This is a genomic window from Zavarzinella formosa DSM 19928 (assembly GCF_000255705.1).
GTDB lineage: Bacteria > Planctomycetota > Planctomycetia > Gemmatales > Gemmataceae > Zavarzinella > Zavarzinella formosa.
This window is the reverse complement of the sequence record NZ_JH636440.1, coordinates 1162251-1189025: the sequence shown is the minus strand read 5'-3', so window position 1 is coordinate 1189025 and position 26775 is coordinate 1162251. Positions and strand designations below refer to the sequence as shown.

The following is a 26775-nucleotide window of genomic DNA, read 5'->3' as shown; positions in this document are numbered from 1 at the left end:
AGCTGGGGTTGGGTGGTCACCCCCGGAAGATTCAGTTGGGTTTGGCCGCTCTGTTGACCGCCGCCGCCAAACTGGCCGCCGCCGAACTGACCGCCCTGTTGACCGCCGAACTGACCGCCGCCGAACTGACCGCCGAACTGACCGCCATTGTTTCCGCCGTTATTGCCGTTGTTGTTCCCGTTGTTATTGCCGTTGTTGTTGTTCCCGTTGTTGCTGTTCGATGTTCCCTTGAAGATGTTCTGGTTGTAGCCAGGAGGAACGGCGGGCGGGTTGGGAATTCCGGGGCGGGGACCGGCCGGGAAGAACGGCCGGAGTTGGGCCGACATCTCGGTCGGGAAGGGAATCATCGAGACGACTCCCAAGACCATGGCCGACGCGGCTAGGCCGTGTGTGATTGAAAAGCGCATTTAGTTCGGATCCCTTGCAAAAACGGTGAGAAGAACGGAAGGAATCGGCCTCGACAGACCGGCTCTGTCAATCGTCGAGGCCTTCGAGAGTCATGCTGTGATAAGACACGTTGATTTGGAACAACCGACGGGGTCCGTACCAAAAAAGAGCGTCCGGTCCATGTCAATCCTAGCGAAGCGGGTGTCCGGCTGATTTATTTTTCGGGAATTAATTGCCCAAAATTCCGAATTTCGTCAAACACCCCTGTTGCTGAATGCAACGCCGCCCCGCTTCTCTCATGAAACTTGCCGGGATAACGCCAGTTTGCCCAAGGTTTGCGCCGGATAATCCGCATTTTCGGCACATCTGGCATTGACCGCCCGCCGATAGAAGTTATGTCTGTCGCCATTCAATCGAAGGTGTTCGCTCTGCGCGAATGCCCAAACAAGTGAATGACCCGGCGGACGGGGAATCTTCTTTTCGGTTTGGGGAAACCGGCAAGGGATGGCCGCACGGCGTCAAGGGGGATGTTGGAAATGTGCAACCGCTGGCTCGGCTATATGCTGATGATCGCTCTGGGGCTCGCCATTGGGTTCACGCCCGGCCAGGTCCGGGCGGAACCGTGGGATGTCAGCGGGAATTCTCTCCCGACTCTTCCGGTGCCGATTGGTCCGTATCAACACGACGGATCGGGATTTTACACGGGAATCGAATTCCTGATGATGCACGAGACACGGGCGATCGGCAGGCAGGTCATTGCCTCCCGAGGCTATGTGCCCTCGTTTGACTTTCCCAATCCGGGCGGGTCTCCAAGCCCGGGATTCGTCGGCGGGGTGCCTCGCGGATCGGGGGCGACAGCGCTCGCCAGCGATCAACTCGGGAACACCAGTTGGGCTCCGGGCTGGCGGATCACCGCCGGCTACCGGATGGAGGACGGCACCAGCTTCTCCGTGAGCTGGGCGCACCTTCAGGACGTGAAATACAGCGGCGGCGCCGGCTCGCAGGGGCCGAACTTCGCCCAGGTGGACGGGGGGGACAACACGTTCCTCTTCGCCCCGGTGTTCAACTTCTCCCCGCTGTTTTCCGGGGCGCCCAACCGCGTGATCGCCACCGTTCCCGGTGTCGGCACCGCGCCGGTCTCCGGGTTGCTCAACGGGATCTGGAACGGGGCGTCGGACATGTCCATGCTGTTCAGTCAGCGGTTCGACAACTGGGACATCGCCGGCCGTTTTCCGGTTTTCCAAAGCGAAAACGCCCGGTCCTATGCCATCGCCGGGGCCCGGTTCGCCTGGATTTGGGAACGCTTCCAGTGGGTGACCACGGACTTGAACTACACGGGGGACGACACGACGGGCTTCACGGCCAGTTACGACGGGCAATACGCCGCCCGTTACGACAACACCCTCTCCCAACGGATGTATGGTCCCATGATCGGGGCCGGGCATGAGGTGTATCTCGGGAGCGGGTTCGGGCTGGGGTGTGAAACCTCGTTCGCCCCGTTGCTGGACATCGCCAAGGAACGGGTGAAGTATATCCGCGTGGACGAAACCACGCAGGCCAAGCGTGGTTGGATCGACAACACGATCACCCTGAACTTGAACTTCGCCATCAACCTGACCTGGCAGCCGTTTGAAGGGATGACGTTGCGGGCCGGATGGAACGCCTACAACTTCTTCAACACCTACTACATGGAACGGCCGGTGGGCTTTAACATGGGAGCCTTGGATCCGACCTACGGGACCCAGATCTACCGGCTCATGCACGGGTTGAACGTCGGTCTTGCCTATACCTGGTGACCGGCCGATCGGGGATCTCCCCGTTCCCCGATCCCATCAACCGGGCGGCGGTTTCCCATGTCCGGGGAAACCGTCGGCCGGTTGTTCGTTTCCATCGGCTGATTGCCGGGCGGTCCCCTGTCTCCTATCTTATCGCCACCGTGCGGGGAACGACCGCCGCCCGTCGAGTGGAACTCACCAATTCATCTGGGGACAGAGCATGGCCGAGGAGCGTGGGGCTGCCCGCGATTACCCCGCTTGGAAATCCAAGCCGACATCGTGGACCAAACTATTCGGCACCTTTCTGGTCGCCCTCGATCCGTTCAAGCTGCTCGTCGCCGCCGCCGGCATTTTGGCGACCGCGCTCGGATGGTGGCTGATCTCGATCATCTTCTATTACAGTTGGTCGATTCCGAAGCAAAGCGACTATGACTCGAAGAAGTTCCCCGAGGGAACCACCGAGGAACAGCGTGCCCAGCTCAAGGACGACGCCTTCCGCAAGGACATGGCGACGTGGGCGTTGATGTACGAACTCGGCGGGCCGTCCGACCGTTCCAACAAGGACGTGACGGCGATTTACGCCAAGTGGTATCAGGAAACCCACCCGGACAAGGCTCTTCGGAATGTGCATCTCGCCAACGGCCACGGCGGCAAATACCGCACGATGCCGTGGAACGAAGATCGCGGCCCGAATCCGTTTTTGCTCACCAAGTCGGTCATCAGCGGCAGTTCCGGGGAACGTCGGGAGTTCATCGGCTGGTTCTTTAGCAATCAACTGCCGAACCTCGTGGAACCCCTGCTGAAGTTCCTCACGCCGGTCTATTACCTGTTTGACGCCCGCGCCAGTTTCTGGGTGTACATCTACCTGCTGTTGCTCATCTTCTGGCTGCTCGTGGTCTGGGGCTTCTTCGGCGGCGTCATCACCCGCATGGCCGTGTTGCAACTCACCGGCAAAGAGGGGGGCGGCATCCGCGAGGCTTTTGGCTTTGTGAAAAACCGGTACCTCTCGTATTTGCTGTCACCGATGGTGCCGCTGTTGCTCATCGGATTCATGGTCCTTTGCTGCATCCTCTTCGGCATCATCCACTGGATTCCCCTGCTTGGGGACTTTGTGGACGGCATCTTCTGGTTCCTGCCACTTCTGGCCGGGCTGGTGATGTCCCTGATGCTGCTCGGCATGGTTGGCTATCCGCTGATGTACCCCACCCTCAGCGCCGAGGGGAGCGACACTTTCGACGCAATGAGTCGATCATACAACTATGTGTACGAATCCCCGTGGCATTACATCTGGTACTCACTTGTGGCCGTCGTGTACGGGGCGGTGCTGGTGTTGTTTGTGGTGACGGTTGGCTCGGCCGCCGCTTACCTGTCCAAGTGGGGCGTTTCCAAGTGGCCCACCTTCGGGGCCGACCGCTCGCCGGAATATTTGTTCATCTATTCGCCCCAGTCGTTGGGCTGGCGGGAATTGATGCTTCAAGGAAGCCCGGCCGCCATCAATGATGAAGGCGAAGTGCTGAACCCGGCCGCCAACACGGTCTTCATGGACAACTACTCGTGGTACAACCACGCGGGCGCCGCGATGACCAGTTTCTGGATCACGCTGGTGTTCATGCTGGTGATCGGCTTCGGCTACAGTTACTTCTGGACCGCCGCCACGCAGGTTTACCTGCTGATGCGGAAACGGGTGGATGAAACCGATTACGACGAGGTGTACGTCGAGGAAGACCTGCCCCCGCAATCGCCGGTGACGGTCACCCCGACGCCGACTCCCTCGCCGAGCCCGACACCGACCCCGGCTCCGACGCCCGCCCCGGCAGTCGTGACCACCCCGGCTCCGGTCACGGTGACCCCGGCCCCGGCGGCCACCGAGCCGACAAAGCCCGCGACGGACAAGCCGACGACCTGAGAACTCCGGTTGACAGTGATTCTCAAAAGCCCCATACCCTTTCGGTGTGGGGCTTTTTTGTTGACGGCGGGAGGTTCCAATGCCACGGCCCGTGATTCTGTTCACCAACGCGGTGACCGACATTCCGTTCGAGGAACTCGCCGGCAAGGCCGAGGAATGGGGCTTCGCCGGGTTTGAACTCTGTTGCTGGGGCGATCACTTCGAGGTCCAGCGGGCCTTGAGCGAGAAGGATTATTGCCCGACCCGCCTGGAAATTCTTTCCCGCTTCGACCTTCAAGTCCCCGTGTTGAGCAACCACCGCACCGGGCAGGCGGTTGGCGACCCCATCGACATTCGGCACAAGGGAATTCTTCCCGATTATGTGTGGGGCGACGGCAAGCCCACCGGCGTCCGCCAGCGCGCCTCCGAGGAAATGGCCGGGACATTCCGGGCCGCCCAGAAACTCGGGGCGAACATCGTCGGCGGGTTCACCGGTTCCCCGCTGTGGTCCCACGTCGGCGGCTATCCGGCCCCGTCCCCGGAGATTATCGAAGCCGGTTTCAAGGATTTTGTCCGCCTGTGGAATCCGATTTTAGATGTCGCCCGCGACGAGGGGGTGCGCTTCGCCTTCGAGGTTCATCCGGGGCAAATCGCCTTCGATCTTTATTCGGCCGAAATGGCCCTCGACGCCCTCAACGGCCGACCGGAGTTCGGCTTCACCTTTGACCCGGCGCATCTGCACTGGCAGGGGGTGGACCCGGTGGAGTTCATCCGGCGGTTCCCGGATCACATTTATCATGTGCATGTGAAGGATGCCGTCCTGACCCTGAACGGCCGTTCAGGCATCCTGAACAGTTACCTGCCGAGCGGCGACCCGCGCCGGGGGGTTCAGTTCCGCACGCCGGGCCGGGGGGGGATTGATTGGGAGAGCATCATCCGGGCGTTAAACGAGATCGGCTATGCCGGTCCGCTCGCCGTGGACTATCATGACCGGGGCATGAACCGCGAGGCCGGCCTTCGGGAAGCCTGCGAGTTCGTGAAGCGACTCGATTTTGAACCCGCGACCCCGCCCGGCTCGCAAGCCTTCCGGTGACCGATGCGAAACCCCGATCCGACGACGCTCGAAGACCTGCGGGACAAATGGACCGACCAGTTCGTCCGGGCCAACCCCGACAAACCGGAACACAAACGCTTTGAAGGCCGCGTCGGCCGCGTGGTGACCGTCAACTGGTCCGGCAAGGCCATCATCGACTTCGCCGACGGCGCCTGGTACGACCTCCCCGCCTCGGAAGAATACCTCACCCTCGTCCCCGCCGACGACCCCGCCAAAACCAAATACGACCCCAAACGCACCAGCGCCCAAGCGAGGCCGGACCGGCAGGGGTGAGAGAACAATCTCGTCCAATCCGGGAATAATTGGCCTATTTTGGCCTCAATGGTCCATTGCGGCTGATTTTCGGTGGTTCGCCCGAAATGATGGAACGATCCTCAAAAAACAAGAATTAACCTTGGCCGACCGCTTGATCATATGCGCTTGACTGCGAGGGCGGCATGATAGCGAAAAATCGCTCGCAACGGACCATTACCTCTTCCAGAGAGGTGGTGCGAAAGATCTCCGTGTGCAACTTTTCACAGTTGGCGGACACGGATTCGATTGCTGTCTTCTCCCATAATCGTCGGCATGGCCAAGACTGCAAGACCGTGGCGAACGGAGCAGAACAACGCAGATGCCTCAACCGCTCCGACATGCCGGTGGCAAAACCTAATTTGAACCGTCCGGGGTCAAATTTTGGCTCAAGCTGAATAAGGTAGAAAACGCCGACTTCGGCAGACACAAAATCCTCGGACTCATCGCCGTTCGCTTCGGCGTCATCACGTTCAATGATGGCTTGCATCTCGACCGTAACAAGCCGGAATTCTTCTTGCGTGATGTATGCAACCAACTGGTTTTTGCTCGACAAGTTTCGATGTTTCGCCGGGGTGATGCCGAGCTTTTTCAGCACCTTAAACACGGTCGATTTACGCTTGCCATGCTGGCGGGCGATGTCAATCACCGAGATTAGATCGTCACCCACTTCAGATGCTCTTTTCGATGTCAAAATCCAAGTTCAGCCGCCCTCCATCAGAAGACAGCCACCAACTTGGAACAGATGAGGACAATATCTGCCTCAAATAATGATTGCGAATCGGAACCGCACACCGGCTCGCTTCGCCGCCTCTAACTCCGTTGCTATTTGTGACAACTCCTCGATCACGAGTGATTGCCGAGCCAAAACATTCGGACATGAAATTAGATACGTTTGCAATGCCTTGACGGTTGCCAGTCCGTGCGATGGCGAGAACCATTCGGCGGGCGCTAATTCGGCCCGTGTCTCGTCACTCATTGGTGCGGCGATATCTTCGGGCGCGTAACTCTCGAATGCCAAGAGCGAGACAAGCCCATTCTCTTTGGCAAAAAAATCCAATTGTTCCCGCACTTTGGCCAGCGCCGTATGGTCCGTTCCGCATTCGGAATACGGCTGGGCTTTGGCCTCAAACACTGTCTCAAAACTGGCCCCCATCCTGTGCGTCCTTTGTGATCTGTGTCTCGGCCTGTCTTGCGATGCACAGAGATTTGCCTTGAAAGACAACCTCGCAGCCCCGCGACCACAACTCAAAATACGGGCGGAATACGTCTCGTGGAATCCATTTCTGAAAGTATGGCCACTGAAGATACCATGCAAGCCAATAATCGCACGCCACGCTGTAGAAGCCTTCTCGCAGATGGACGGTTCGGTGCCCGTAGTCGTAGAAACCCCGAAGGATGTCACCGAGCGAATCCTGAACCAATGCGTGATCGTCGTTTCTGCGGTCGCACTCTCCCGACGGGACAACCACAACCCCATCAACAGCGCCGATATACTCGTGGAGTTCCCGGTGACCTGATAATGTCGCCAGCACAGCTATCAGCCGCAAGCCGGCGAGCAAATCCTTCCCGAAATCGATCAACTCCGTGTCATTTGAAAGCGGGGGTGTGCGAACGACGAAGTACGCATCTCGCGCCCAGTCAGGATGAAACGCGGCCTGGCAGACGGACCGCACACGGGCGGCATAATTTGGCGAATCCTCAAGACTGGCGAATACCTCGTCAACACCGTCGCCATGCGGCCGGTAGCCCTGAAAAACGCCGAACCAACGATCATCATCGTCAATCACTCACGAAGCCCTCCGGCGGTTGATTAACCATCAGCGTAACCATTTATTGACGCCGCGCCAAACACCGCCTTACCACTGATGTCTTGGCGAGCCGAACAGCATGTGCTGCCGGGTGACTCCCGGCGGGCAACGGCTTCCCCCCGACTCGGCGAGACAAATACCCGTGATGAAAGCGATTTCCCCGCCGACTACCCCGCCAAAGCCAAGTACGACCCCAAACGCACCAGCGCCCAACCCCGGCCGGATCGTCCGGCCGGATCGTCAGGGGTAACTCAAGTTGATCCTTGAGTTACAAATCGGGGAAAACCGGCGGGCGGCCGGGTCAGGCACAGCGCCCGGTTTGGCGTTTGAGCGCCGCCACTCGTAAACGATCACACCACACTCGCCGGCCGCGGCACGCGACATCATCACCCGGTACGACCCGGCGGGCAGCTCGAACGCCGAGTGTTCAAAGAGCCAGTTCCGCGGGGTGTCCGACGAGTCGAGCAGGAGCAACCGCCCGCCCGGATGACGGAACGCCACCTCGGCCTCCGGTGACAAGCTTCCGACGACTGACCGGAAGAACTTGAGCAGGGCGGCTTCCGACGGGGCGTAGTCCCACCGGAGAATGTAATGCCGCCCCTGCCACTCGTGGCAGGCGGCCAGCAAAGGCACATCGCCCAGCACCACCCCCCGGCCACGGCCGACGCGGATCACCCCCATCCAATCGTTGACATCGCAGGCCCGGTCATAATCGGTGGCCGGTTCGGCGGGATCGGAGCGGAATCGGGCTTGGACGACCCGGCCGTGGCTCGGCTCGCCCACGCCCTCCCAATGCGGGGCGTGCTTCTCCGGCACCACGAGATGCGGCCCGCCGGTGGTGCCGATCCAGACCAGCCGCCGCTTTGCCACCTCGACGCCCTCCGCCGAACGAATGACTAAACTCAGCCGCCCTGTGCGCCGAGCCATCCCAGAACCGAACACTGCGGCGGTGTCGGCGACGGCGTCTGATTCGGCGTCCGGGCCATTCCCGCTCACAGCGGCATGAGGTCCGCCGCCAGTTGACTCCGGGCGGTCGAGGGCAGTTCCAACCAATCGCTGGCGAACTCGTCCTCCGTCTGCACGCATCCCGCGAACCCGCCCCACCGGAAGGCGTTTCGCAGGTACTCCACAAACGTAAACGACATCGACCCGCCCTCGAACCCGACGGGACCGTCGGCCGCCCGGCCTGGCTCCAAGTACAGCGGCCCCACCCCGCTGTACCCGTCCTTCATGAGCGGGCATGGGCAAAGAAAGATTTTCTCGACCGGCCCGTCCCAACCGCTCGCGTCGTTGCGTGTCATGTCTAGTCCGTATATTTGGAGCGGGTCTTGCTGCCCGCGCCAGTCGGGGTGGCGGCCGCGCAAATCCACCGCTCCGACGACCTCGTAAAACGCCCGCAGGGACAATGGGACTGTGACCCCGAACCGCCGCTCGTAGTCATCGATCAACTCTGGCTCGTTGCCATCCGGCGGCACGTGCGGGGGCTGCGAGTCGCCGATTAATCCCGGCCTGTCGCGGGCGAAACGATACCCGATGTGCTCAAGCCGCGGGATCAGCCGCCCCACGTTTTCTCGCACCCGCCTCATCGTCTCGTTGGCTACCGCCCTGGCCTCGCTCCAATAAGGCTCTTCCCGAACCCGGTCGCCGAGGGCGATCAGTTCCTGCCATACCTGCTGGTATTCGCCGCCCGCGTACCGTTCGATGAAATCGGTTGCAGCCATTCGTGTCCTTCGCTCGCCGAACGACTCGGCAGTGGCGGGGGCCGAGTGTGCCATATGCCGGGGAAAACCGTCATGCTCCCGCCGGGTCAGGCGCCTCGCCGGGTTCGGCACGGCCACCACGCCCGTTCACCGTCGAAGCACATCAATCCAAGACAATTCGAGCCGGGGCGAGCCGATCAGCAAGCAAGTCGGCAAGGTGACATCCAGCGCGTCGTCTCGCGACTCCACAACCACATTCAAAACGCCTGCGGAACGCCGATCGGCGCCTGACTTCCCCTTTGCGTCCAAGAAGTCGAAGTCGAGCTTGTCCGACAATTTCAACTCGCCTTGCGCGCTGACACGATCCGTCGTCAGCGAGAAATGCTCAAACTTGCTGATGCCCTTGCCACGCGCTCGCTGAAACCGAAGGGTGACGTTTTCGGGCCATTGGCCCGCCTTCAGGATGATGGTTCCCTGACCGATGCCGTTTGGACTGGTGACGACGAACACGGTTCGCTTCGCTTCTTTGACAACGGTGGCGCTGTCCTCCGGCTTGTCGAGCTTGAATTCGTAAACCGGTTCGGCAGCCTTGGCTTCCGTGCCGCCACCAAGGGCCAGCGACGCAAAAATCAGACCAGCAAACATGGGGATATCCTCCGCGATGGTATGTGCCAGATCGGGTTACGGTTGCTCTGTGGCCGAATGACTGTCTTCAGCGGCCGGCGTCGGAGCCCCCCGGCGAACTTGGCGGATGGGGCCGCCCGCGCGTGGCCGGGTATTGTCACCATTGGCGAAAAACAATGCACACATTCGTCGTGTCAAGAACAGCAAACTCTTTCGCGCCCCACGGCTTTGTTTCGACAAACTTCGCGTTCGGATGGAGCAGTAATGGACGCTTGGCCGCAATCTCGGCGTACAGGGCTTCGATGGAGTCCGTCTCGATGGTGATCTCGGGACGGTCCTTCGCCGCGAATTCCGGACTCTCGACGACATATGCCTTTGCCCCGTCCCTGGCCACGACAGCAAGCGACTCATCCTGATAGAGCGCCTCGAAACCCAGGCACCCCACAAACAGGTCGAGGCCTTCACTCAGGTGATTGAAAAACACCTTCGGAATCAGGCGGATCATCATGACTCTGTCACAGCCTTTCATCCGCCGAATGCCGAACGACCAAACTCGACGAGCCGGGGTGGGTTGTCACGTTTCACCGTTGGCCAAGAGCCCCACTGCGTCAGCGGTGGGGGTGGCTTCCTGAGAGTAAAATCCACCCCCACCGCTGACGCAGTGGGGCTCTTGAGGTTCGGCAACCAGCGTGAATGGGAATCAAGAAAACCTCACATTCAACCCCGGCCATCTGCTTAAGCCCGACAAGCCGGCCTCAGTCAGCGACTGATCAGCCCCCGGAACCAATTTATGCGGCTGGGTCTGGTGCAGAGTTTTGTTCGGCGTCAGTCCAAGCTCCAGAAAAGCTCCACTGAATCCAGACCGCCTCTCGCCGATCGCCACCACAAGGTAAGCGTGCAACTGTACCCCTCGCCCGGAGTCTTGTCTACGCGAGCGGCCACCAAGTCCGCCCCGGACGCCTCCCGCACCACCCGTCGTAGTTCCCACACCAGATGGCCTCGCGTGGACGGCGCGGGCGTGCCATAGTTTCCCAGCGCCACGTCGAAGAACCGGCATAAAAGCGCATCCTCACTCGGACCGCTGGCCGACAGGTCAGGCGGTGGCGGTACTTCCTGTTGATATGTACAGGACATGCCACCCTCGGAATACATGCCGTCGGCAATCCCACACAGGCTGCGTAGGAAGCCGTCAACCAGCGCCGGCACATCTGCCACCCTGAAACCCTCCGTTCGCCGAACTTGTGATAGTTGCGCCCCGGCGCAAGTTATCACAGTTGGTTTTCAAGCCGTTTTTCGATTTCGAACACGATTCAGAATCGGCGTAACCGTCAATTTGGCAAAGGCTTGCTTGCCTCACACCGCGTTCGTTGGGACAAAAAAGATCGCAATCCATCACAATAACGACACTTTGCGCCGATTGCGGCCCGGTCATAAACAGTCGGGCAGGCTTTTCGTTTCCAAGGGATGGGGTCATTCATGAGGAAATCCACCAATCCCGGACGCCAATCCATGTCCTGAAGTTCGGTCCCCGTCACCAAGACTCCATCCGGTTATAACTGACGGGCACCGATGGCATCCGGCCAGCGATCCTTGTTTCCTGTCCACCTCGCCGACAATGTCGTGATTTTTGATGACCGGGCGGTCGAGTCTCATGGGCTTCCTTCCGCCAACAGATTACCCGAATCATCCGCGAGAATGCAAGGACTTCCGACGAAAACCAAGGAGAGCACCTTTCCATTGATATTCGAGCGGGCCGAACGCTGTCTGGCTCGCCAAGACGGATCGTTCAGCTTGCCGCCGGTGAGCAACTTCCCTCATTTTGGGCCATTTTCCATGACCCGAAAAGGCTGCGTATTTGCCCAAAATCATCAGGGATGATGCTCGTTTTACCGGGAGTTTTGAAAAATAGTGTTCAGTTGGCCCACTGGTTTTGACCACTTGGGTGGGTGTCCAACTGTCCAAAAATGGTCGCCGGAGGGGTGTTTTTCACTTTTTCAGGGCAATTTTGGGCCGGGTTTTGACCGGTCTGCAAATCCGAAAAGCCCGAGGGCTGTAACGTGTTGGCCGGTCGGGCAAAGAAAAAGCCGTGAGCCAAACCAAGACCGCCAACGGGGCATTTGGTTTGGCTCACGGCTCAAAGCTCGTGGCTCACGACTTGCCCGATCACACCGCCACTTCTTCCTCTTCTGGGGCGCCCATCAAATCCCCGAATAGGTTCTTCGGCGGCGGCAGCATGTAACAGATCAGGATGCCGAGCATGTAGAGGGCCATCGTCGGCACGAACAGCCAGAGCATGGAGATCACGTCCGTGGACGGCGTCAGCACGGCGGCAAGGACGGCCAGCGTGAAGATCGCATAACGCCACTTTTGCAGGTAAACCTGCCAGGTGAAGATGCCGATTCGGTTGAAGAACAACATGACCAGCGGAGTCTGGAAGGCCACGCCGAACACCAGCGGCATCACCAGCGCGAAGCCCAGCCATTCGTTAAGCCGAAGGTCCGGATCCACGTTGATCCAGCGGTAAAAGCTCAACATCGCCTCGACGGCCCGAGGCAGCACCATGAACTGGCAGAGAAGACAGCCGCCGAGGAACAGGAAGATCGAGAACGGCATGTAGACATGCACGAGTTTCTTCTCGTGCGGATACAACCCCGCCCCGATGAAGGCCCACATCTGCCCGAAGATCCACGGGCAGGCCAGAATCACGCCGCACAACAGCGACACCTTCATGTACACCCAGAAAGCTTCCATCACGCCGAGACCCGTCAGGTATTGCCGGGAATCAGTAACGTATTCGCCGTCATTGTTGGCGAGGTACACGCCTGCCGCATGCAGCTCCAATGTGCATTCAACGTGTGTCTGTTCTGGATTGACGGGTTTCAGGTCAAAGGTGTCCGCGAGCGCTTTGACCGGGATGCGCGCCCGAACTTCGTTAAACTGGCTGATCTTTCCCTGGTCTTCGTTTTTGCGGGCTTCTTCGGTCGATTTGCGAACCCGTTCGGTTCGCTCGTGGTAGAACTCCTTCACCTGGCTTTCCACCGGGTCGGTGATGATTTTCAGCATCGGCTTGCCCACGCCGAGCCACTTCTGGCCCAGCGCGTCGCCCAGGGCGTCAAGGGCGAAGCCGATGACGAGGCAGAAGGCGAGGCCCTTGATGGCCCGCCACATGCGGGTGCGCAGTTCGTCGAGGTGATCCCCGAACGACATGCGGCTTTCCTTGAAGAAATCGTCGCCATAGTCTTTGCCATGGCGGGGTCTTGAACCAAACATGGGAGTTTCCTGCGAAAAGCAGGTGAACAACGGCGGGCGGAGATGCCGCGTGTTGGGGCGGGTTGGTGAGGGGAACAAACCTCCGGGCGAGGGTGCCCGGCCGTCATTCCCGACAAGAGATGAAATCTTAGCACGCCAACGCGGAGGGGACAAGGGATTGATTTGTCTTCCGCCCGACCCTCGCCGCGAAAGCCCGGCCGGTCACCGGCTGACGGCCCGGCCGCCGATCCAGACGCCGCGAATCTCCAGGTTTTTGTCTGTCCACACCAAGTCGGCATACTTGCCCGGTTCGATGCTTCCCACTTTGTCCTCGACGCCGGCGATGCGGGCCGGGGTGAGGCTGACCATCCGCACGGCGCTGACCAGCGGCACGGGGGTTGTGGCAACGAACGTCCGCAGGCCGTGATCAATGGCGGTGACACTGGAAGCCAGGGCCTTGCCGTCCGGCGTGATGCCGACGCCGTCTTTTTTCCACACAATCGCCTCGCTGTCCGGCGGGCCAAACACATATTGGCCGTCCGGCATGTCCATGCCCCGCATCGCATCGCTGACAATGGCGAGCCGGTTTGGACCCTTGATCTTGTAGGCGAGTTTCATCAAGGCGGGGTTGAGATGCTTTCCGTCGGCGATGATTTCCGTGGTCAGTTCTTCAAAGTAGAGCGTGGCCTCCATCAATCCGGCGCGCATCGGGTAAGTTTGCGTTTGCCGCAATCTCGCCCGGTCGGACATCGCGCAAAACAAGTGATCGACGTGCTGGATGCCCCAGCCGATGGCTTCCTCCACCTGCTCAAAGGTTGCGTGGGAATGCCCCGCGTTGCAGCGGACTCCCTTCTGGCGACAGGCCTTCACAAACTCGGCGGCGCCGGGCAGTTCCGGGGCCACGGTGGCGGTACGGAGATACTTCGACATCTCCAGATACGGGGCGTAATCCTCAAAAGTGGGAGGCCGCACATCGGCGGCCGGGTGGCAGCCTCGGGCTTCCTTCGCAAAGTATGGCCCGTAGAGATGCGCCCCCAACACCCGTGAGCCGACCGGATCGGCATCCTGGAATTTCTTCACCTGCTCGAAGAACGCCATGTGCCGCGCGTGGCTGGCGACGGTGGTCGTCGGCGTGCAACTGGTGGTCCCGTGCCGGGCGTGGCATTCCAGCACGGTGCGAAAAGCCTCGGTCGTCCCGTCCATGAAATCGGCCCCGCCGGCCCCGTGGAGATGCAGATCCACAAACCCCGGCAGGAGGTAGCCATTTTCCAAGTCGATCATCTCGGAGCCGATGGGAATGGTCAGATCCCGGCCGACGGCCCGGATCTTCTCCCCGGTGACCACCACATCGCCGACGACGGTCGCATCAGGCGTTATAATCGTCCCATTCGTAAAGATCAGCGTTTTCGACATGCTGAAAACTCCCCGTGACCGGGCGATTCGGGATAACCGTCAGAGAAACCGGCTTAAGATTCTTCGCGAGATCCGATTCAACCCGCCGGGTGATCGAACCGATGATGGCCACCGAATTCAATCCCTGCAAAAATCCTGCCAACCAGCCCCGACCGCTTGGCCGCTTCCAACGACTGCGGTTGGGCCGTCCGGGTGAACGGCCGCCGTTGTCCGTGTGCAATATCACCGAAAAGCCGACGGGGCGCGAGCCGGGACAATCGGAAATGGAACGCAAAAAAGCGGGTTAATACGCCCGCGCAAACACCACTCGCTTGGCGGACGGTTTCCCGGTCACCATGCACGTCCCCGATTCCGTCGGCCCGTCAAACGGGATGCAGCGGATGGTCGCCTTGGTCTCTTCCTGAATCTTGTCTTCGGTCTCGCGGGTGCCGTCCCAGTGCGCCCAGATAAAGCCGGGTTCTTCGATCAACTTCTTGAACTCGTCGTAACTGTTGGCCGTTCGCATCGCGCCATCGCGGAACTTCTTCGCCCGCTCGAAGAGGTTCTTTTGGATATCTCGCAACAGGGCATCAATCTTGGCCGGGGCCTCGGCCATCGGCACGCCCATCGTCTTGCCTTCCTTGCCGGGGATGTCCCGGCGGGCCAGCACGCAGGCGTTCTTTTCCATGTCCTTCGGGCCAAGTTCCACCCGCACCGGCACGCCGCGAAGCTCCCATTCCGCGAAACGGTGGCCGGGCATGTTCTTCGTGTCGTTGTCGATTTTCACGACGATGGGTTGATAGCCATAGAAATCATCACGCGGCAATTCGCGGATGGCTTGGGCCAGCTTTTCAGCCGCCTCGACGCAAGGCTTGCGTTCGGCCTCGCTCTTGCCCAGCGGGCAGATGACCACATGAATCGGCGCCAAACGGGGCGGCACGACAAGGCCGTTGTCGTCCGAATGCGTCATGATGAGGCCGCCGATGAGCCGGGTGGAGACGCCCCAACTGGTGGCCCAGGCATGTTCCCGCTTGCCTTCTTCGGTGGTGAACTCCACGTCGAACGCCTTGGCGAAGTTCTGGCCGAGGAAGTGGCTCGTCCCCGCCTGCAACGCCCGGCCGTCCTGCATCATGGCTTCGATGCACAACGTATACACGGCGCCGGGGAACTTCTGGCCTTCGCTCTTCGGGCCGACGAGGACGGGCATCGCCATCCATTCCTCGGCGAACTTTTGGTAGACGCGCACCATCCGGAGCGTTTCTTCCTCGGCTTCCTTCCCGGTGGCGTGAGCAGTGTGCCCTTCCTGCCAGAGAAACTCGGCCGTCCGCAGGAACAGCCGGGTCCGCATTTCCCAGCGGACGACGTTCGCCCATTGGTTGATGAGCAACGGCAAATCGCGGTAGCTTTGAATCCAACTCTTGTAAGTGTTCCAGATGATCGTTTCGGAGGTCGGCCGGATAATCAGCTCTTCCTCCAGCTTCGCCTCCGGGTCCACCTCGATCTTGCCGTTCACGGAACGGAGACGATAGTGCGTGACGACGGCGCATTCCTTGGCGAAGCCCTCGGCCATCGCCTCTTCCTTCTGGAAGAAGCTCTTGGGGATGAACAGCGGGAAGTAAGCGTTGACGTGCCCGGTGTCCTTGAAGAGGCCGTCCAGCCCGCGTTGCATCTTTTCCCAGATGGCGTAGCCGTTGGGCTTGATGACCATGCAGCCGCGTACATCGGAGTTCTCGGCCAGCCCGGCCCGGTTGACGATGTCCAGATACCATTCGCCGTAGTTCGCGGCCCGCGTCGTGATCTTCTTGTCATCAGCCATGAGGACAATTCCTGCTCGGTCATTGGGAATTTTCGGAAAGCGGAATTGTATGAGTTGAAAGCATCAAGGATGAAAGGAAGCCCGTGAAGCTGCGATGCGGAGTCCTCGGAGCGGAGCGCGGGGGCTTTTCCGAAGGGATGAAAGAAAAACCATGATGCCGCTCACACAAGCGGGAGCAGCGAATTCACCGGGATCTGGCCGATTGGCTGGCCGTCGAGAATCACGGGGACGGAATCTCCGGCGACATACGTTTGCCGGGTGGCGTATTCCGGGTTCGCCGACGGGCCGGTCGGCCGGTCGTACACCTCTATTTGGCGATCCACCAGATTCACGATCCAATATGTCGGTATCGCGTGGCGGGCATAAATGCGAAGTTTGTCGATCCGGTCGAGCGCCAGCGATGATTCGGCCACCTCAACCACCAAGCCGAGGTCAGCCGGTTCCGGGTGGCGGTCGGCGTATTGGTTTGGCCGCATTCGGACGATGGCCGCATCCGGTTCCGGTTCGCTGGCGCCCAGGCTGACGGCACATTGCATCCGCAAGTCCCAGTCCGGGCCGATGACACTCAGCAAAGCCCGCATCAGCATGTTGATGGCGGCATCGTGGGGAGGGTTTCGGGCCATCTTGTTCACCAAATGCCCTTCGAGCAATTCAATGCGATCTTCGGGCGTGAGGTGGCCGCTGGCGATCAGGCGGTGGTATTCGACCACCGTAAACCGCCGGAACCCCGCTTGGGTGATCGTTTTCAACGGCATCATCTCCGTCTCGGCAATCATCTCTCGCCCTTTCCGTGCCTCCAAGATTTGTGACCAATTAAACCAAAACCGGCAACCGGGAGCCACCTCATTGTTTCACCCACTCGATGAAGTCCCGCACAAACGGGTGGCCGGGGGCCTCCAGTTCCAGCGTGTGGTGGCTGTCCGGGTATGTGATGATGGTATGGCTGCCTTGGAATTTCTCGACGAATCGGCGGGTCTTCGCGTTGTCAATGATGCGGTCGTGTTCGGCCAGCATCAGCAGCGTCGGGATGGTGATGCGCTTCCACGCTCGTTTCAAATAAATGTCGAGAGCGACACTCTGGAACATCATCCGGGCCGTTGCTTCCCGCAGGGCGAGCGGGTCGTTTCGGATCATCTCCTGCCCGGCGGGGGAAGCCGTGAACAACTCCGGGTCGTTCAGGGGGATCGGGAACTTTTGCGTCGGCCGGCGAAAGGCACAACGGCCGATCCGCAATTTGGAGAGCAGGCCGGGAGTGACCTTCGGGAAGAACCCCGGACACAGCAGGGCGAGCTTTTGCACCAACCCCGGATGCCGATAGGGAAAGGCCGCCGCCAGTTTGCCCCCCCATGAGATGCCGGCGAGAGTGATCGGCCGGTCGGTCGGCAGCGTTTTCACGAACTCGGCGATGTCATCAAGCCAGCGGCGAAACCGGCCGGAGTCTCCCCGCATTTCCTGATTGCGGCCGCAACCACGCCGGTCCATGAAAAACACGTCAAACCCGGCGGCGGCGATCTCGGCGCACGACCGGCCGTACCAGCCGCCGTGGCTCTGGATGCCGTGCAGAAACACCACCCGCCCCGTTGGGGAACCGGCCGGTTCGTAGTGGCGATAGTGAACCGTGTAACCGTCCGACACGGTGAACGGATGGAGCGGATCAACCAATCAACACCTCTCGGCGAATCGCCCGGCTTTCGATGAAATCACCCTGAAATTTGATGCCCAACCCGGTGCGGATGATCGCCGGGGCGATGCCGCCCCAGCCGAAAGTGATGTCCTCTTCGCCCAGCATGTAATGAACCAAATGTCGGTCGTAAGAGCCTTCCAGATAGCGGATGTCTTTCACGCTGGTGGCGAAATGCCGGCCGGCGGCCGAGAGGATGGCCGTTTCCCCCACCTGGCAGCCGAGTTGATAGCCAAGGCCGTGTTTCCGGGCGAACTCGGCGAGCCGCAGCGTCGGGATGAACCCGCCGCATTTGGAGAGCCGCAGGTTGAACAGGTCGCACCAGCCGTCCGCGACGGCCCTTTCCGCGTCAACCATTCCGCACAGGGATTCGTCCAGCATCACGGGGGTGTTGATTTCTTTCCGCAGGGCCGGGAGAAACGCATCCCTGGCATGCGGCAACGGCTGTTCCATGGAGGTGATACCGAAGGGTTCCAGTTCGCGGATCTTCCCGGCGGCGTTCTCCGGCGTCCACGCCTCGTTCGCGTCGATGCGAATGTCCCGGTTTTTGCCGAGGCGGCCGCGAATCTTCCGGAGGCGGTTCACGTCGTCGTATCCCTCGATGCCCACCTTCACCTTCACCTGCTTCGTGCCGAAGATTTTCCAGCGCCACGCGGCCAGCCGGAGTTTCATCTCCCCCTTCGCGGAGGTGATGACGCCGCTGTAGCTCACGCGGTCCCGGAACTCGAACAACTCCGGGGCCAGATATTTGGGGATGTTGCACAACGGTTCGCCGAAGACCCGGCCGTAAGCATCAAGCAAGGCCAGTTCCACGGCGCAACGGGCGGCGTTGCCGGTGATTTTTCGCTCATCGCCGGGCTGGTCGGCCGGGCGAAAGCGTTCGATCATGGCGAGGGCCTGCGAGAAATCCCGGCAGGCGTGAAACTGGCTTTTGAGGTCGCCGGCTTGCAGAATCTGAATCCCGGATTCGGCTGATTCCCCGGTGACATACTCGCGGGGGACGCCCTCCCCCCAGCCGACGGTTCCGTCCCCAAGGGTGACGCGAACGAGGATATTATCCGTTTCCGTGCGGGTATGAGAGGCGTGGGTGATGCGTTTTTTCAGCGGAATGCGGACGATGTAGGCGACCATTTCACGAATGTTCATCGCCTCATTTTATGGGGGAGCGGGGTTCGTGAAGAAAGGAAAAACCGCAAAGCGGGCGGCATCACCCCTTGGAAACCGTCACAATTCCAATGTTTGAACAATTGGTGTGTGAAAGTCTCCGGGGACTGACGCCGCCCGGCTTGCCAAAGAAACACCGACGGTCAGATCGTCGGGGCCGTGTTGCCGATGCTCACGCTGGCCGTCAGCGAACCGGTGCTGAAGGACAAATCCGTGGCCAACCCGGCGTTGGCCGTCACCGGCCCGACATTCTTGCTCATGTCCCAAGCACGGTAGGTGATGCTGGCCGTCTGGGCCGTGCTTGCATCCGTCGCCTTGAACCGCAGTTTCCAATCCGCTTGCAAGAGCCACGCCTTGGCGACGGTCGGCTTCACAATGTCAGTCCACGTCGAACCGCCATCGGAGGAGAATTGCCACGTGCCCGCCCCGGTGAGGCCGGTCACGGCGATGCCGCGATCAGGCGTCAGGGCCAGTTCGTCGGCCGGTTCGGACACCACGCTCACGGGAACCAGCGTACTGACAACATCACCGACCGGGAGACTGTCGTTCAATGCCAGCGGGGTAAGCACGATAGCCGATCCGACCGCCACCACCGGCCGGTCGTTCACGGGCGTGACGGTCAGGGCCGGGCTGGCGGTTTCTGAGCTAAAGGCGTTCACGCCCGTGGTGGTGTCCGCGAATTCGCCGGCCACGCCCGCCGAGCGATCCCACGCCTTGTAAGTCACCGTTCCGGCCGACCCGTTGAAGTCGGGGTTCGGCACGAACTTCAGCTTCGCGGTGTCCGGCAACAACAGGGCGTTGGCCGGGCTGACGCTCGCCGGGATGTTCGTGAAGACGGCGCCCAAGGCATACTGCCAGGTTCCGCCCGTGTTGTTCACGGCGGTGATGGCGATGCCCTGTCCCTCGCCCTTGATCGCGGGAGGGGTGGGGGTGAAATGGCCCGTCAGCAAGGTCTTGATGCCCGTGCCGGCGTTTGTCTTCGGATCTTCGGTGAGCGAGGGGAAAGCCGCCCCTTGGGTCAGATGCGGGACAGAGTTCCCGACGGAAACATACGCGGTTTCCGACGCCGTGCTGAACGACGACGCTCCGTTCTTCGGATCGGTCGTGGAGGGCCTGCCAGAGACCGATCCGGCCGCCGCGAGGCCGAAGCTCGTGTCCCAGCCTTTAAAGGTCAGACCGGCCAGTTGGGCGGGAGAGCCCGCCGCCGGCACGAAGCGGACAAAATACGTTGGCAACAGCAACAAGGCGGCGGTTGTTTTCACCGTTCCGACGGGGGTCCAACCGGGATCGTTGGCCGCGCCGCTGGTCTTGTTGAACTGCCAGCTGCCTGTTCCGGTCGTGCCGGTGACGGCGATGCCGTTGCTTCCCGTCGCCGTTTCCACGTCCGTCAGGCTGTTGCCGATCAGGCTGGAAACCAGCGTGCCCGCCGTGGCACCGGCCCCCACCGGCAGCGACGGCAGCATCGGCGTGCCGGTGGTCACCAAAACAGGCGATTGGTTGACGGGGCCGACGACCAGGGTTGCCACCTTGGACGCCGTGCTGAAGGCCGAGTTTCCGGTCGGATCGGCCCATTCTCCGTGAAGGCCGGCGGTGCCGTCCCACGCCCGGATGGTGATGCTCGTCGTGCCCGATTGATTGGGATTGGGCACAAAGCGAATCTTGTCCACCGGGGACAGCAGCAACACGTGCAGGTCGTTCGCGCCGGTGAGGGACTTCCACGTCGTGCCGCCGGTGGAGTATTGCCACTGACCAAAAGATTCGTCCACGCCCGTGACAGCCAGGCCCACGCTGGCATTGTCGGCGTCCCCGACCCGTTTGCTGAGCAGGACCGAGACTGTGGTGCCTGTGTTCGTTTTCGGATTTTCAAGGAGCGACGGGAACGACGGCGAGGGAGGCGAGACGTTCGGCAGGAAGACTGGCGAGGCATTGCCGACATTCACCGTGGTCGTTGCCGTCAGCGTGCTGACGCCGTTGGCCGTGGTGAGTTTCACCCCGACTTGGCCGGGGGTTCCCGAGGTGCCGTCCCACGCCTTGAAGGTCAGTTTGGCAATGCCCTTGACGCCCAAAGTGGGGAGAAAGCGGACAAGGTACGTTTCGTCAAGCAGCACCGCTTTCGTGACCGAGGGGGCGACGATATCCGTCCATGAACCGGCGCCCGACAGTTGGAACTGCCATTTGCCGGCACCCGTTGCCCCGACGATGGCAATGCCGGGCTTCGAGAAGGCATCGATGTCCTGGAAGCGGCCGATCAACAGCGCGCCCACGCCGGTTCCCGCCGGATTGGTGTTCAAGGGCGAAATCGACGGCAAGAACGTCGAATTGCCGGTCAACAACGTCGGCGCGTCGTTCGTGTTGTTCACGCCGATGACGTAGGTCTGCGAATTGGAGCTATACGGCGTCGAGCCGCCTGTTGTCGTCAGGTTGCCGAACTCGCCGGGGAGGCCGCCGGTTTGGTCCCACGCGTTGATGGTGATCCCGGCCACGCCGGTGAAGTTCGCCGCCGGGGTGAACTTCAGGGAGTCCGTGTCCCGCAGCAGCAAGGCATGAGTTGAACTAACGCTCGCGGCCGGCAGGGCGACGAAGGTCGTTCCCTTTGTCGAGTAACTCCATGTGCCGTTGCCGACGAGCGAGGAGATGGCGACGCCCTTGAGAGAACCGTTGAAGTGCAACGAATTCGAGAAAGCCGCCAGCAGTTCGCTTGCTTTGAAAGTTCTTGCCCCCGAGTCTTCAAAGATGGTGGTGTTGGTCACCAACGGCGTTTGCACTGTGACATTCAAGGCGGTGCCGGCCGGGGAGAAGTTTCCGGCGTCGTCCGTCGATTTGGCCGTGAAGGTGTGGAGGCCGGGCGTCAGCGTCGCGGTGGTGTAGCTCCACACCCCGCCCACGCCGGTCGTCACAGGTGTCACGGTTGTCAGCAAGTTGCCACCGTCGAACACGTCAATGCTCAGGCCGGCTTCGCCGGAGCTGCCGCTGAGGGTGATGACGGTCGCCGAAGTGGTCGAGCCAAAGGTGTTGAAACCAACCGGCGAGACGCCGACAAACCCGTTGACGGTCGGCGTCGTCGGGGCGATCGTGTCAATCGTGATCGTCGGAATCGTCGGCGGGGTGGTGGCGGGGTTTCCGGCAAGATCCTTGGCGGTGACCGTGAAGGTATGCGGGCCATCCGCCAACGCGGGGGCGGTGATGGACCACGTTCCCCCGGCCACGAGGTCAGACCCAATGGTGGTTGCTCCTTCCATGATGGTGACCACCGTGCCGTCTTCCCCGGTGCCGTTAAAGGTCGGGGTGTTGTCGTTGGTCAGGTTGTCGCCAAGGATGCCGGAATCATTGGTGAAGTCCGTGAAGCCCGGGTTCGCCGGGGGCGTGAGGTCCACATGGACAACGAACGGAGCGCTTGGAACCGATGTGTTCGGGGCCAGGTCCGTCGCCGTCGCCGTGAAGGAATGCGGTCCCTCGGTCAGCGTGCCCGCGTTGTATGTCCAGGTGGTCCCGGTCAGGATGGCCGTGCCGACGGGATTCCCGTTGTCGTAAACCTGGACCGTCGTGCCGGCCTCGGCCGTGCCGGAGATCGTCTGCACCGGGTCGCTGGTGTAGCCGTCCGTCGTGGAAGCCCCGGTGTCGTGGCTGATGCCGGTGATGACCGGCGCGAGGACGGTGGTGTCGACGGTGATCGTCGGAATGGTTCCGGTGATGAGTGAGGTGTTACCGGCCAAATCCATCGCGGACATCGTGAAGTTGTGCGGGCCGTCCGGCAGCACGCCGGTGGTGAGGCTCCACGCATTGCCCGCCACCGTCGCCGTGCCGACAAGGGCTGAACCGGATTGGTTCGTTTCACGGATGGTCACGACCGTGCCCGTCTCCCCGGCGGGCATGGTGCCGCTGAGCGTCAGGGTGTTGTCGTTGGTGAGGAAGTCGCCCTGCGCGCCGGAATCAGTCGAGAATCCGGTGAATGTCGGGGTGGCCGGGACAACCGTGTCCACGGTGACGACCAGCGGCGTGCTGCCCGACGAGGTGTTCGGGGCGGCATCCGTGGCATAGGCGATGAAATTGTAAACGCCATTCGCCAGACTGGCGGTGTTAAATGACCATGTGCTGTTGGCGGTGTTCACGGAGGCCGCGCCAAGAAGCGTGGCGCCGTTAAACACGTTCACGCCGACGACCCCCTGGCTGGCGGTAAATGTCCCGGTCAGGGTCAGCGTGTTGTCATTGGTGATGAGATCCCCCGGAATGTTCGAGTCCGTCGTGATCTGCGGGGTGATCACCGGGGCCGTCGGGGCGGTGCTGTCCACCGTGATCGTCGGCAGGGTCAGCGGGGTCAGCGTGACGTTGCCGGCCGCGTCGACCGCCTCGGCGGTGAAGGCGTGCGGGCCATCCGAAAGAATCGGCGTGGTGACGCTCCATTTCCCGGCGTTCACTCCGGTGCTCGGGACTTGGAGAGAGGTCACCACCACGTTGCCCGCCTCGCGGATCGTGACGGTCGAGCCATTCTCGGCGGTGCCGCCCAAGGTGAGCGTCTTGCTGTTGGTGAGAAAATCGCCCGCCACGCCGGAATCCGGCGTGAATCCGGAGAACGTCGGCGTGCCCGGACGGGTGGTGTCAACCGTGAGGGCGAAGGACGAACTTACTCCCGAAGGGTTGTTGGCGATGTCTTTGGCGGTGGCCGTGTAGGTGTGCGAACCGGCCGTCGCCGAGACGTTCGGAAGGGTCCAGTTTCCGTTGATGTCGGTCATGATCGTCGAACTGAGGACCGTTGAGCCGTCCTTGACCGTCACCACGGACCTCGGCTCGGCCGTGCCGTTCAGCGTGATCGTCGTCATGTTGGTGATGCCGTCCCCGAGCGCTCCCGAATCAGAACCAGCCGAAATGCCCGTGATGACCGGGGGCAGGCAGGTATTGTCAACGGTGACACTGAGCGGGTCGCTGTCCCCGAGAGTGTTCCCGGCCAGATCGGCAGAGTTCGCCGTGAACGTATGCACACCGGCCGCCAGGGGATTGCCGACCGATCCCACGGTGAAGGTCCAAGTCGTGCCGAGAGTCGTGAATGGGGTGAAGGTGGTGCCGGTCAGGGAGTCCTTGATGGTCACGATGCTCCCCGACTCGGCCGTGCCGCTCAGGGTGATCGACGCGGCGTTGGTGATTCCGTCCGTCGCGGTGCCCGGAATCGAGGGGTTGGCCGAGTCAGGCGTGAACGAGGTGATGGTCGCCTTCGCCGGTTTGGTGGTGTCAACGACGATCGGGAATCCGCCGGGCTGATTGCCATAGGTCGACGGGGGATTGCCCGCCGCATCGGTGGCGGTCGCCCAGAAGGTGTAAGTTCCGTCCGGCGTCAGCGCGCCGGCCGGTGACCCGGAGACATCAAAGGTCCAGTCGCCAAGGGCGCCAGCCGTCGTGCTTCCCAAATGGGTGTACGGCAGCGTCGTCCCCATGTAAATGTCCACCGTGGCGTTTGCCTCGGCGGTCCCGGTCAGCGTGATCAGCGTGGCGGACGTGATATTGTCCCCCGCGTTGGCCGTGTTGGGGGTGAAGTTGTCAATGTTCGGCGGGGCGGCGCCGGTGGAGTCGAGGGACACCCGGTAAGTCCCGCTAAACTGGGGGGCGTTTGACCGGTTGGTAGCGGCGTCCTGGCTGTCGGCGACGAAGTCAAGGAATCCGTCGGGTTGCGCCGGGGTCGTCGCGGACCAAAGGCCGGTCACCGGGTCCACCAGAATCGGAGGGAGGATCGGATTGGTATGGTCGCTTCCGACATACAGGTTCACATAAGAACCCTTCTCGCCGGTCCCGGAGATGTGGATTTGGTTGTTGGTCGAAGTCGCGTCGATCTGGTTGGGGCCGGCGTTCACGTTGCTGTTGTCGATCGTCGGAGCGGGGGGCGGAGTCTGGTCAATGGTCACCAACGGCGAATAGACCGCGGAAGGATCGGACGAGTCGTTGGTCAGGTCCGTGTCCGTGACCGTCACGTCAAACGTCCCGTTGGTGAACGAGCCGCCCACCACATCGGGGGGGAATGTGAACGTGTTCACCGGGGTCGCCCAGGTCCAGGTCCCGTCGGCCGCGACCTGGGTGGTGGTGGGGAATGGGGTCGCCGGGTTTCCGGATCCGTGCAGCGTGTAATAAAGCTGGATGGTGTGCCCGGGCGCGTCGGCCGTGCCGGTGAACGTCAGGGTGTTGTTGTTCGTGATGTGATCATGCAGGGTGACGGTGTGCAGAGTCGGATCGACACTGGCGGGGAAGTTGCTGTCGAGGGTAAAGTCCGGGTCGAACTTCGGGGAATCCGGCTTGGGGTTGTAGTAATAGGGTTCCAATCCCTCGCCGGGGGTTCCCATCGACATGTACAGCGATTCACCCAACGTGGAGAACGAGCCGAACGAATAGGTCCCCGACGTGATCGCCGTCGGCGCCGTTTGGTTCACCGGGTCGTACTGGAACAACGTGTCCGCGTTGGAGTTGTCCTTGCCCTGAAACACCAGTTGGCCGCCGAACCCCTGGAGGTTTGAAAGGTTGTGGCTGTTGGCGGGAGTGATGTTGGGCGCGGCGGTGACGGTCAGGCCGTCGGTGACGTACAGTTCACGGTTGCCGCCGACGGTCGCGATAAAATACACCTTCTTGTTGATCGTCTGGAATTCCTGGACATCCGGATTGCCAGCGCCGCCGTCGACGTTGTCGAACGCCACTGTCGGGGGGGTTGTGCTGCCGTCGCTCCGCCACAATTGCCGCTTGCCACTGACAGTGGCAGAGAAATAGACATAGCCCCCCATGTACGCCAGCGGATGGGGGCCTTTGAACGTGTCCGTGACGATGGATTGAAAGATTTGCGTCACCGCGCCGGTGACGGTGTTCAGGCGATACAGGCGATGATCGGTGCCGAGAGTGTTCTTGGCGGCGAAATACAGATCGGTCCCGCTGGCCCCCCCGATGACGAACGAATCGGGAATCGGATCCACGCCGGAGGGAAGCGGCGTGGCGCCGGAGCCGCTGACGGGCGTGATGGCTGTTCCCGTGGGATTGATCTGGTAGACCGACCAGCCAGTGGCTCCGTTCGCCTTGGCGATGACATACATCACTCCGTTGACTTCGTGCATGGAGTCGAAGACGGTGCTGCCGTTGCCGGGGGTCAGGTCGAGTCTGGTGATGGTCCCGTTGCTCGCCGTGGGAGTGGGGATGTACCGAAAAAGTTCCCGGCCGTTCGTGCCGTCATCCGCCGTGAAGTACATGGCGTTAAAGGTGGGGTCCGTCGGGTGTTTGTAAGCGGTAAGATTCTGGGGGAAGGAACTCGCCCCCGCGTTGGTGTTGACGTCCTTGATCTCCGTGGCCGTCCCGCCGCCGCTCGTCCGGAACAATTCAACGCCGTCCGTGCCGGAAACCCCGGCGAAATAAGCGTCCCCGGCAAACAACGTCGGCGCGACGCTGCTGTTCGGGACGACGTTGACCAAGGTCGGGTTGGCGCCGTTGCGGGCAGAGTAATACAAACGAGTGCCGTTGGTGCCGTCGTTGGCCGTGAAGACAACCCCGCCCCCGACTTCGGTGAACCCCGCCGGATTGGAATCCCCGGCCGGATTGATCCCGGTCGGAGTGGTGACTGTGTTGAACAACTCCGTCGGAAACGGCGTGGCCGACGGCACTTCGCGGGATTCCAAGGTTTCGATCTTCAACCGCGGACGGAGTTTGGTGGCAGCCATGAGATTCATCAACTTTTTAGGGGAGTCAGGCGATCAATAACAAACGAGTCAAGACAACGCTTTTGACACAAAACAAGCGCAAATCGTATCAAATCGGGGGATCGAATTCTATCTCGGTTTAAGCCGGCCTTGTAACGGATTCTTAACAAGGATTCGGCAAAGTCACCGCAAACGGATGACTTTGCCCTCGGTTTTTTCCTGTTCCGCAAT

General features: G+C 61.2%; 19 protein-coding genes and 1 pseudogene. 4 read left to right on the top strand and 16 right to left on the bottom strand.

Annotation, left to right across the window (positions count from 1 at the left end; all coding sequences use genetic code 11):
- Positions 1-347 (bottom strand): annotated as a pseudogene (locus tag BGIM_RS65865) (hypothetical protein); the annotation flags it as partial.
- A gap of 576 nt (positions 348-923) precedes the next feature.
- Between BGIM_RS65865 and BGIM_RS0116265 the strand changes: the two are divergent.
- From BGIM_RS0116265 to BGIM_RS0116250, 4 genes are all read left to right on the top strand, one after another.
- A complete protein-coding gene (locus tag BGIM_RS0116265) occupies positions 924-2183 on the top strand; it encodes an Lpg1974 family pore-forming outer membrane protein (RefSeq protein WP_157369054.1) in 1260 nt (419 codons plus the stop codon).
- Between the two features lie 199 nt (positions 2184-2382).
- Complete coding sequence (locus BGIM_RS65860; RefSeq protein ID WP_029630096.1) at positions 2383-4068, top strand: hypothetical protein; 1686 nt, start codon at positions 2383-2385, stop codon at positions 4066-4068.
- A 79-nt stretch (positions 4069-4147) separates the two neighbouring features.
- Positions 4148-5140: a sugar phosphate isomerase/epimerase family protein gene (locus BGIM_RS0116255; protein ID WP_020470811.1), complete on the top strand. Its 993-nt coding sequence runs from the start codon at positions 4148-4150 to the stop codon at positions 5138-5140.
- A gap of 3 nt (positions 5141-5143) precedes the next feature.
- Positions 5144-5434 carry a hypothetical protein gene (locus BGIM_RS0116250; protein WP_020470810.1) on the top strand — a complete coding sequence of 97 codons (291 nt, stop codon included), beginning with the start codon at positions 5144-5146 and terminating at the stop codon, positions 5432-5434.
- A gap of 115 nt (positions 5435-5549) precedes the next feature.
- On the opposite strand, the gene BGIM_RS0116245 is transcribed toward BGIM_RS0116250, so the two are convergent.
- From BGIM_RS0116245 to BGIM_RS0116160, 15 genes are all read right to left on the bottom strand, one after another.
- Positions 5550-6122, bottom strand: a complete 573-nt coding sequence (locus tag BGIM_RS0116245) for a GIY-YIG nuclease family protein (RefSeq protein WP_020470809.1) — start codon at positions 6120-6122, stop codon at positions 5550-5552.
- Positions 6123-6215: 93 nt separating this feature from the next.
- Positions 6216-6608 (bottom strand): hypothetical protein, encoded by a 393-nt coding sequence (locus tag BGIM_RS0116240; RefSeq protein WP_020470808.1) that lies wholly within the window; start codon positions 6606-6608, stop codon positions 6216-6218.
- Complete coding sequence (locus BGIM_RS50695) at positions 6592-7242, bottom strand: hypothetical protein (protein WP_020470807.1); 651 nt, start codon at positions 7240-7242, stop codon at positions 6592-6594. The genes BGIM_RS0116240 and BGIM_RS50695 overlap by 17 nt, the downstream gene beginning before the upstream one ends.
- Before the next feature lie 261 nt (positions 7243-7503).
- A complete protein-coding gene (locus BGIM_RS62955) occupies positions 7504-8133 on the bottom strand; it encodes an Imm21 family immunity protein (protein ID WP_157369050.1) in 630 nt (209 codons plus the stop codon).
- Positions 8134-8255: 122 nt separating this feature from the next.
- Positions 8256-8984 carry a hypothetical protein gene (locus BGIM_RS62950; RefSeq protein ID WP_020470805.1) on the bottom strand — a complete coding sequence of 243 codons (729 nt, stop codon included), beginning with the start codon at positions 8982-8984 and terminating at the stop codon, positions 8256-8258.
- Between the two features lie 126 nt (positions 8985-9110).
- Positions 9111-9608 carry a hypothetical protein gene (locus tag BGIM_RS0116220; protein ID WP_020470804.1) on the bottom strand — a complete coding sequence of 166 codons (498 nt, stop codon included), beginning with the start codon at positions 9606-9608 and terminating at the stop codon, positions 9111-9113.
- Between the two features lie 136 nt (positions 9609-9744).
- Complete coding sequence (locus BGIM_RS0116215) at positions 9745-10095, bottom strand: VOC family protein (RefSeq protein WP_020470803.1); 351 nt, start codon at positions 10093-10095, stop codon at positions 9745-9747.
- Positions 10096-10412: 317 nt separating this feature from the next.
- On the bottom strand, positions 10413-10802 hold the full coding sequence (locus tag BGIM_RS0116210) for a hypothetical protein (RefSeq protein ID WP_020470802.1): 390 nt from the start codon (positions 10800-10802) through the stop codon (positions 10413-10415).
- A gap of 948 nt (positions 10803-11750) precedes the next feature.
- Positions 11751-12857 (bottom strand): twin-arginine translocase subunit TatC, encoded by a 1107-nt coding sequence (gene tatC, locus BGIM_RS57615; RefSeq protein ID WP_020470799.1) that lies wholly within the window; start codon positions 12855-12857, stop codon positions 11751-11753.
- 201 nt (positions 12858-13058) lie between these two features.
- Complete coding sequence (gene nagA, locus BGIM_RS0116190) at positions 13059-14249, bottom strand: N-acetylglucosamine-6-phosphate deacetylase (RefSeq protein WP_020470798.1); 1191 nt, start codon at positions 14247-14249, stop codon at positions 13059-13061.
- 283 nt (positions 14250-14532) lie between these two features.
- A complete protein-coding gene (gene proS, locus BGIM_RS0116180) occupies positions 14533-16044 on the bottom strand; it encodes a proline--tRNA ligase (protein ID WP_020470796.1) in 1512 nt (503 codons plus the stop codon).
- Positions 16045-16205: 161 nt separating this feature from the next.
- Positions 16206-16820 (bottom strand): Uma2 family endonuclease, encoded by a 615-nt coding sequence (locus tag BGIM_RS0116175; RefSeq protein ID WP_020470795.1) that lies wholly within the window; start codon positions 16818-16820, stop codon positions 16206-16208.
- 67 nt (positions 16821-16887) lie between these two features.
- A complete protein-coding gene (locus BGIM_RS0116170; protein ID WP_020470794.1) occupies positions 16888-17706 on the bottom strand; it encodes an alpha/beta hydrolase in 819 nt (272 codons plus the stop codon).
- Positions 17699-18871: a dipeptide epimerase gene (locus tag BGIM_RS0116165; protein ID WP_020470793.1), complete on the bottom strand. Its 1173-nt coding sequence runs from the start codon at positions 18869-18871 to the stop codon at positions 17699-17701. The genes BGIM_RS0116170 and BGIM_RS0116165 overlap by 8 nt, the downstream gene beginning before the upstream one ends.
- A 161-nt stretch (positions 18872-19032) precedes the next feature.
- Positions 19033-26565 carry an Ig-like domain-containing protein gene (locus BGIM_RS0116160; RefSeq protein WP_162136258.1) on the bottom strand — a complete coding sequence of 2511 codons (7533 nt, stop codon included), beginning with the start codon at positions 26563-26565 and terminating at the stop codon, positions 19033-19035.
- Positions 26566-26775: the final 210 nt, after the last annotated feature.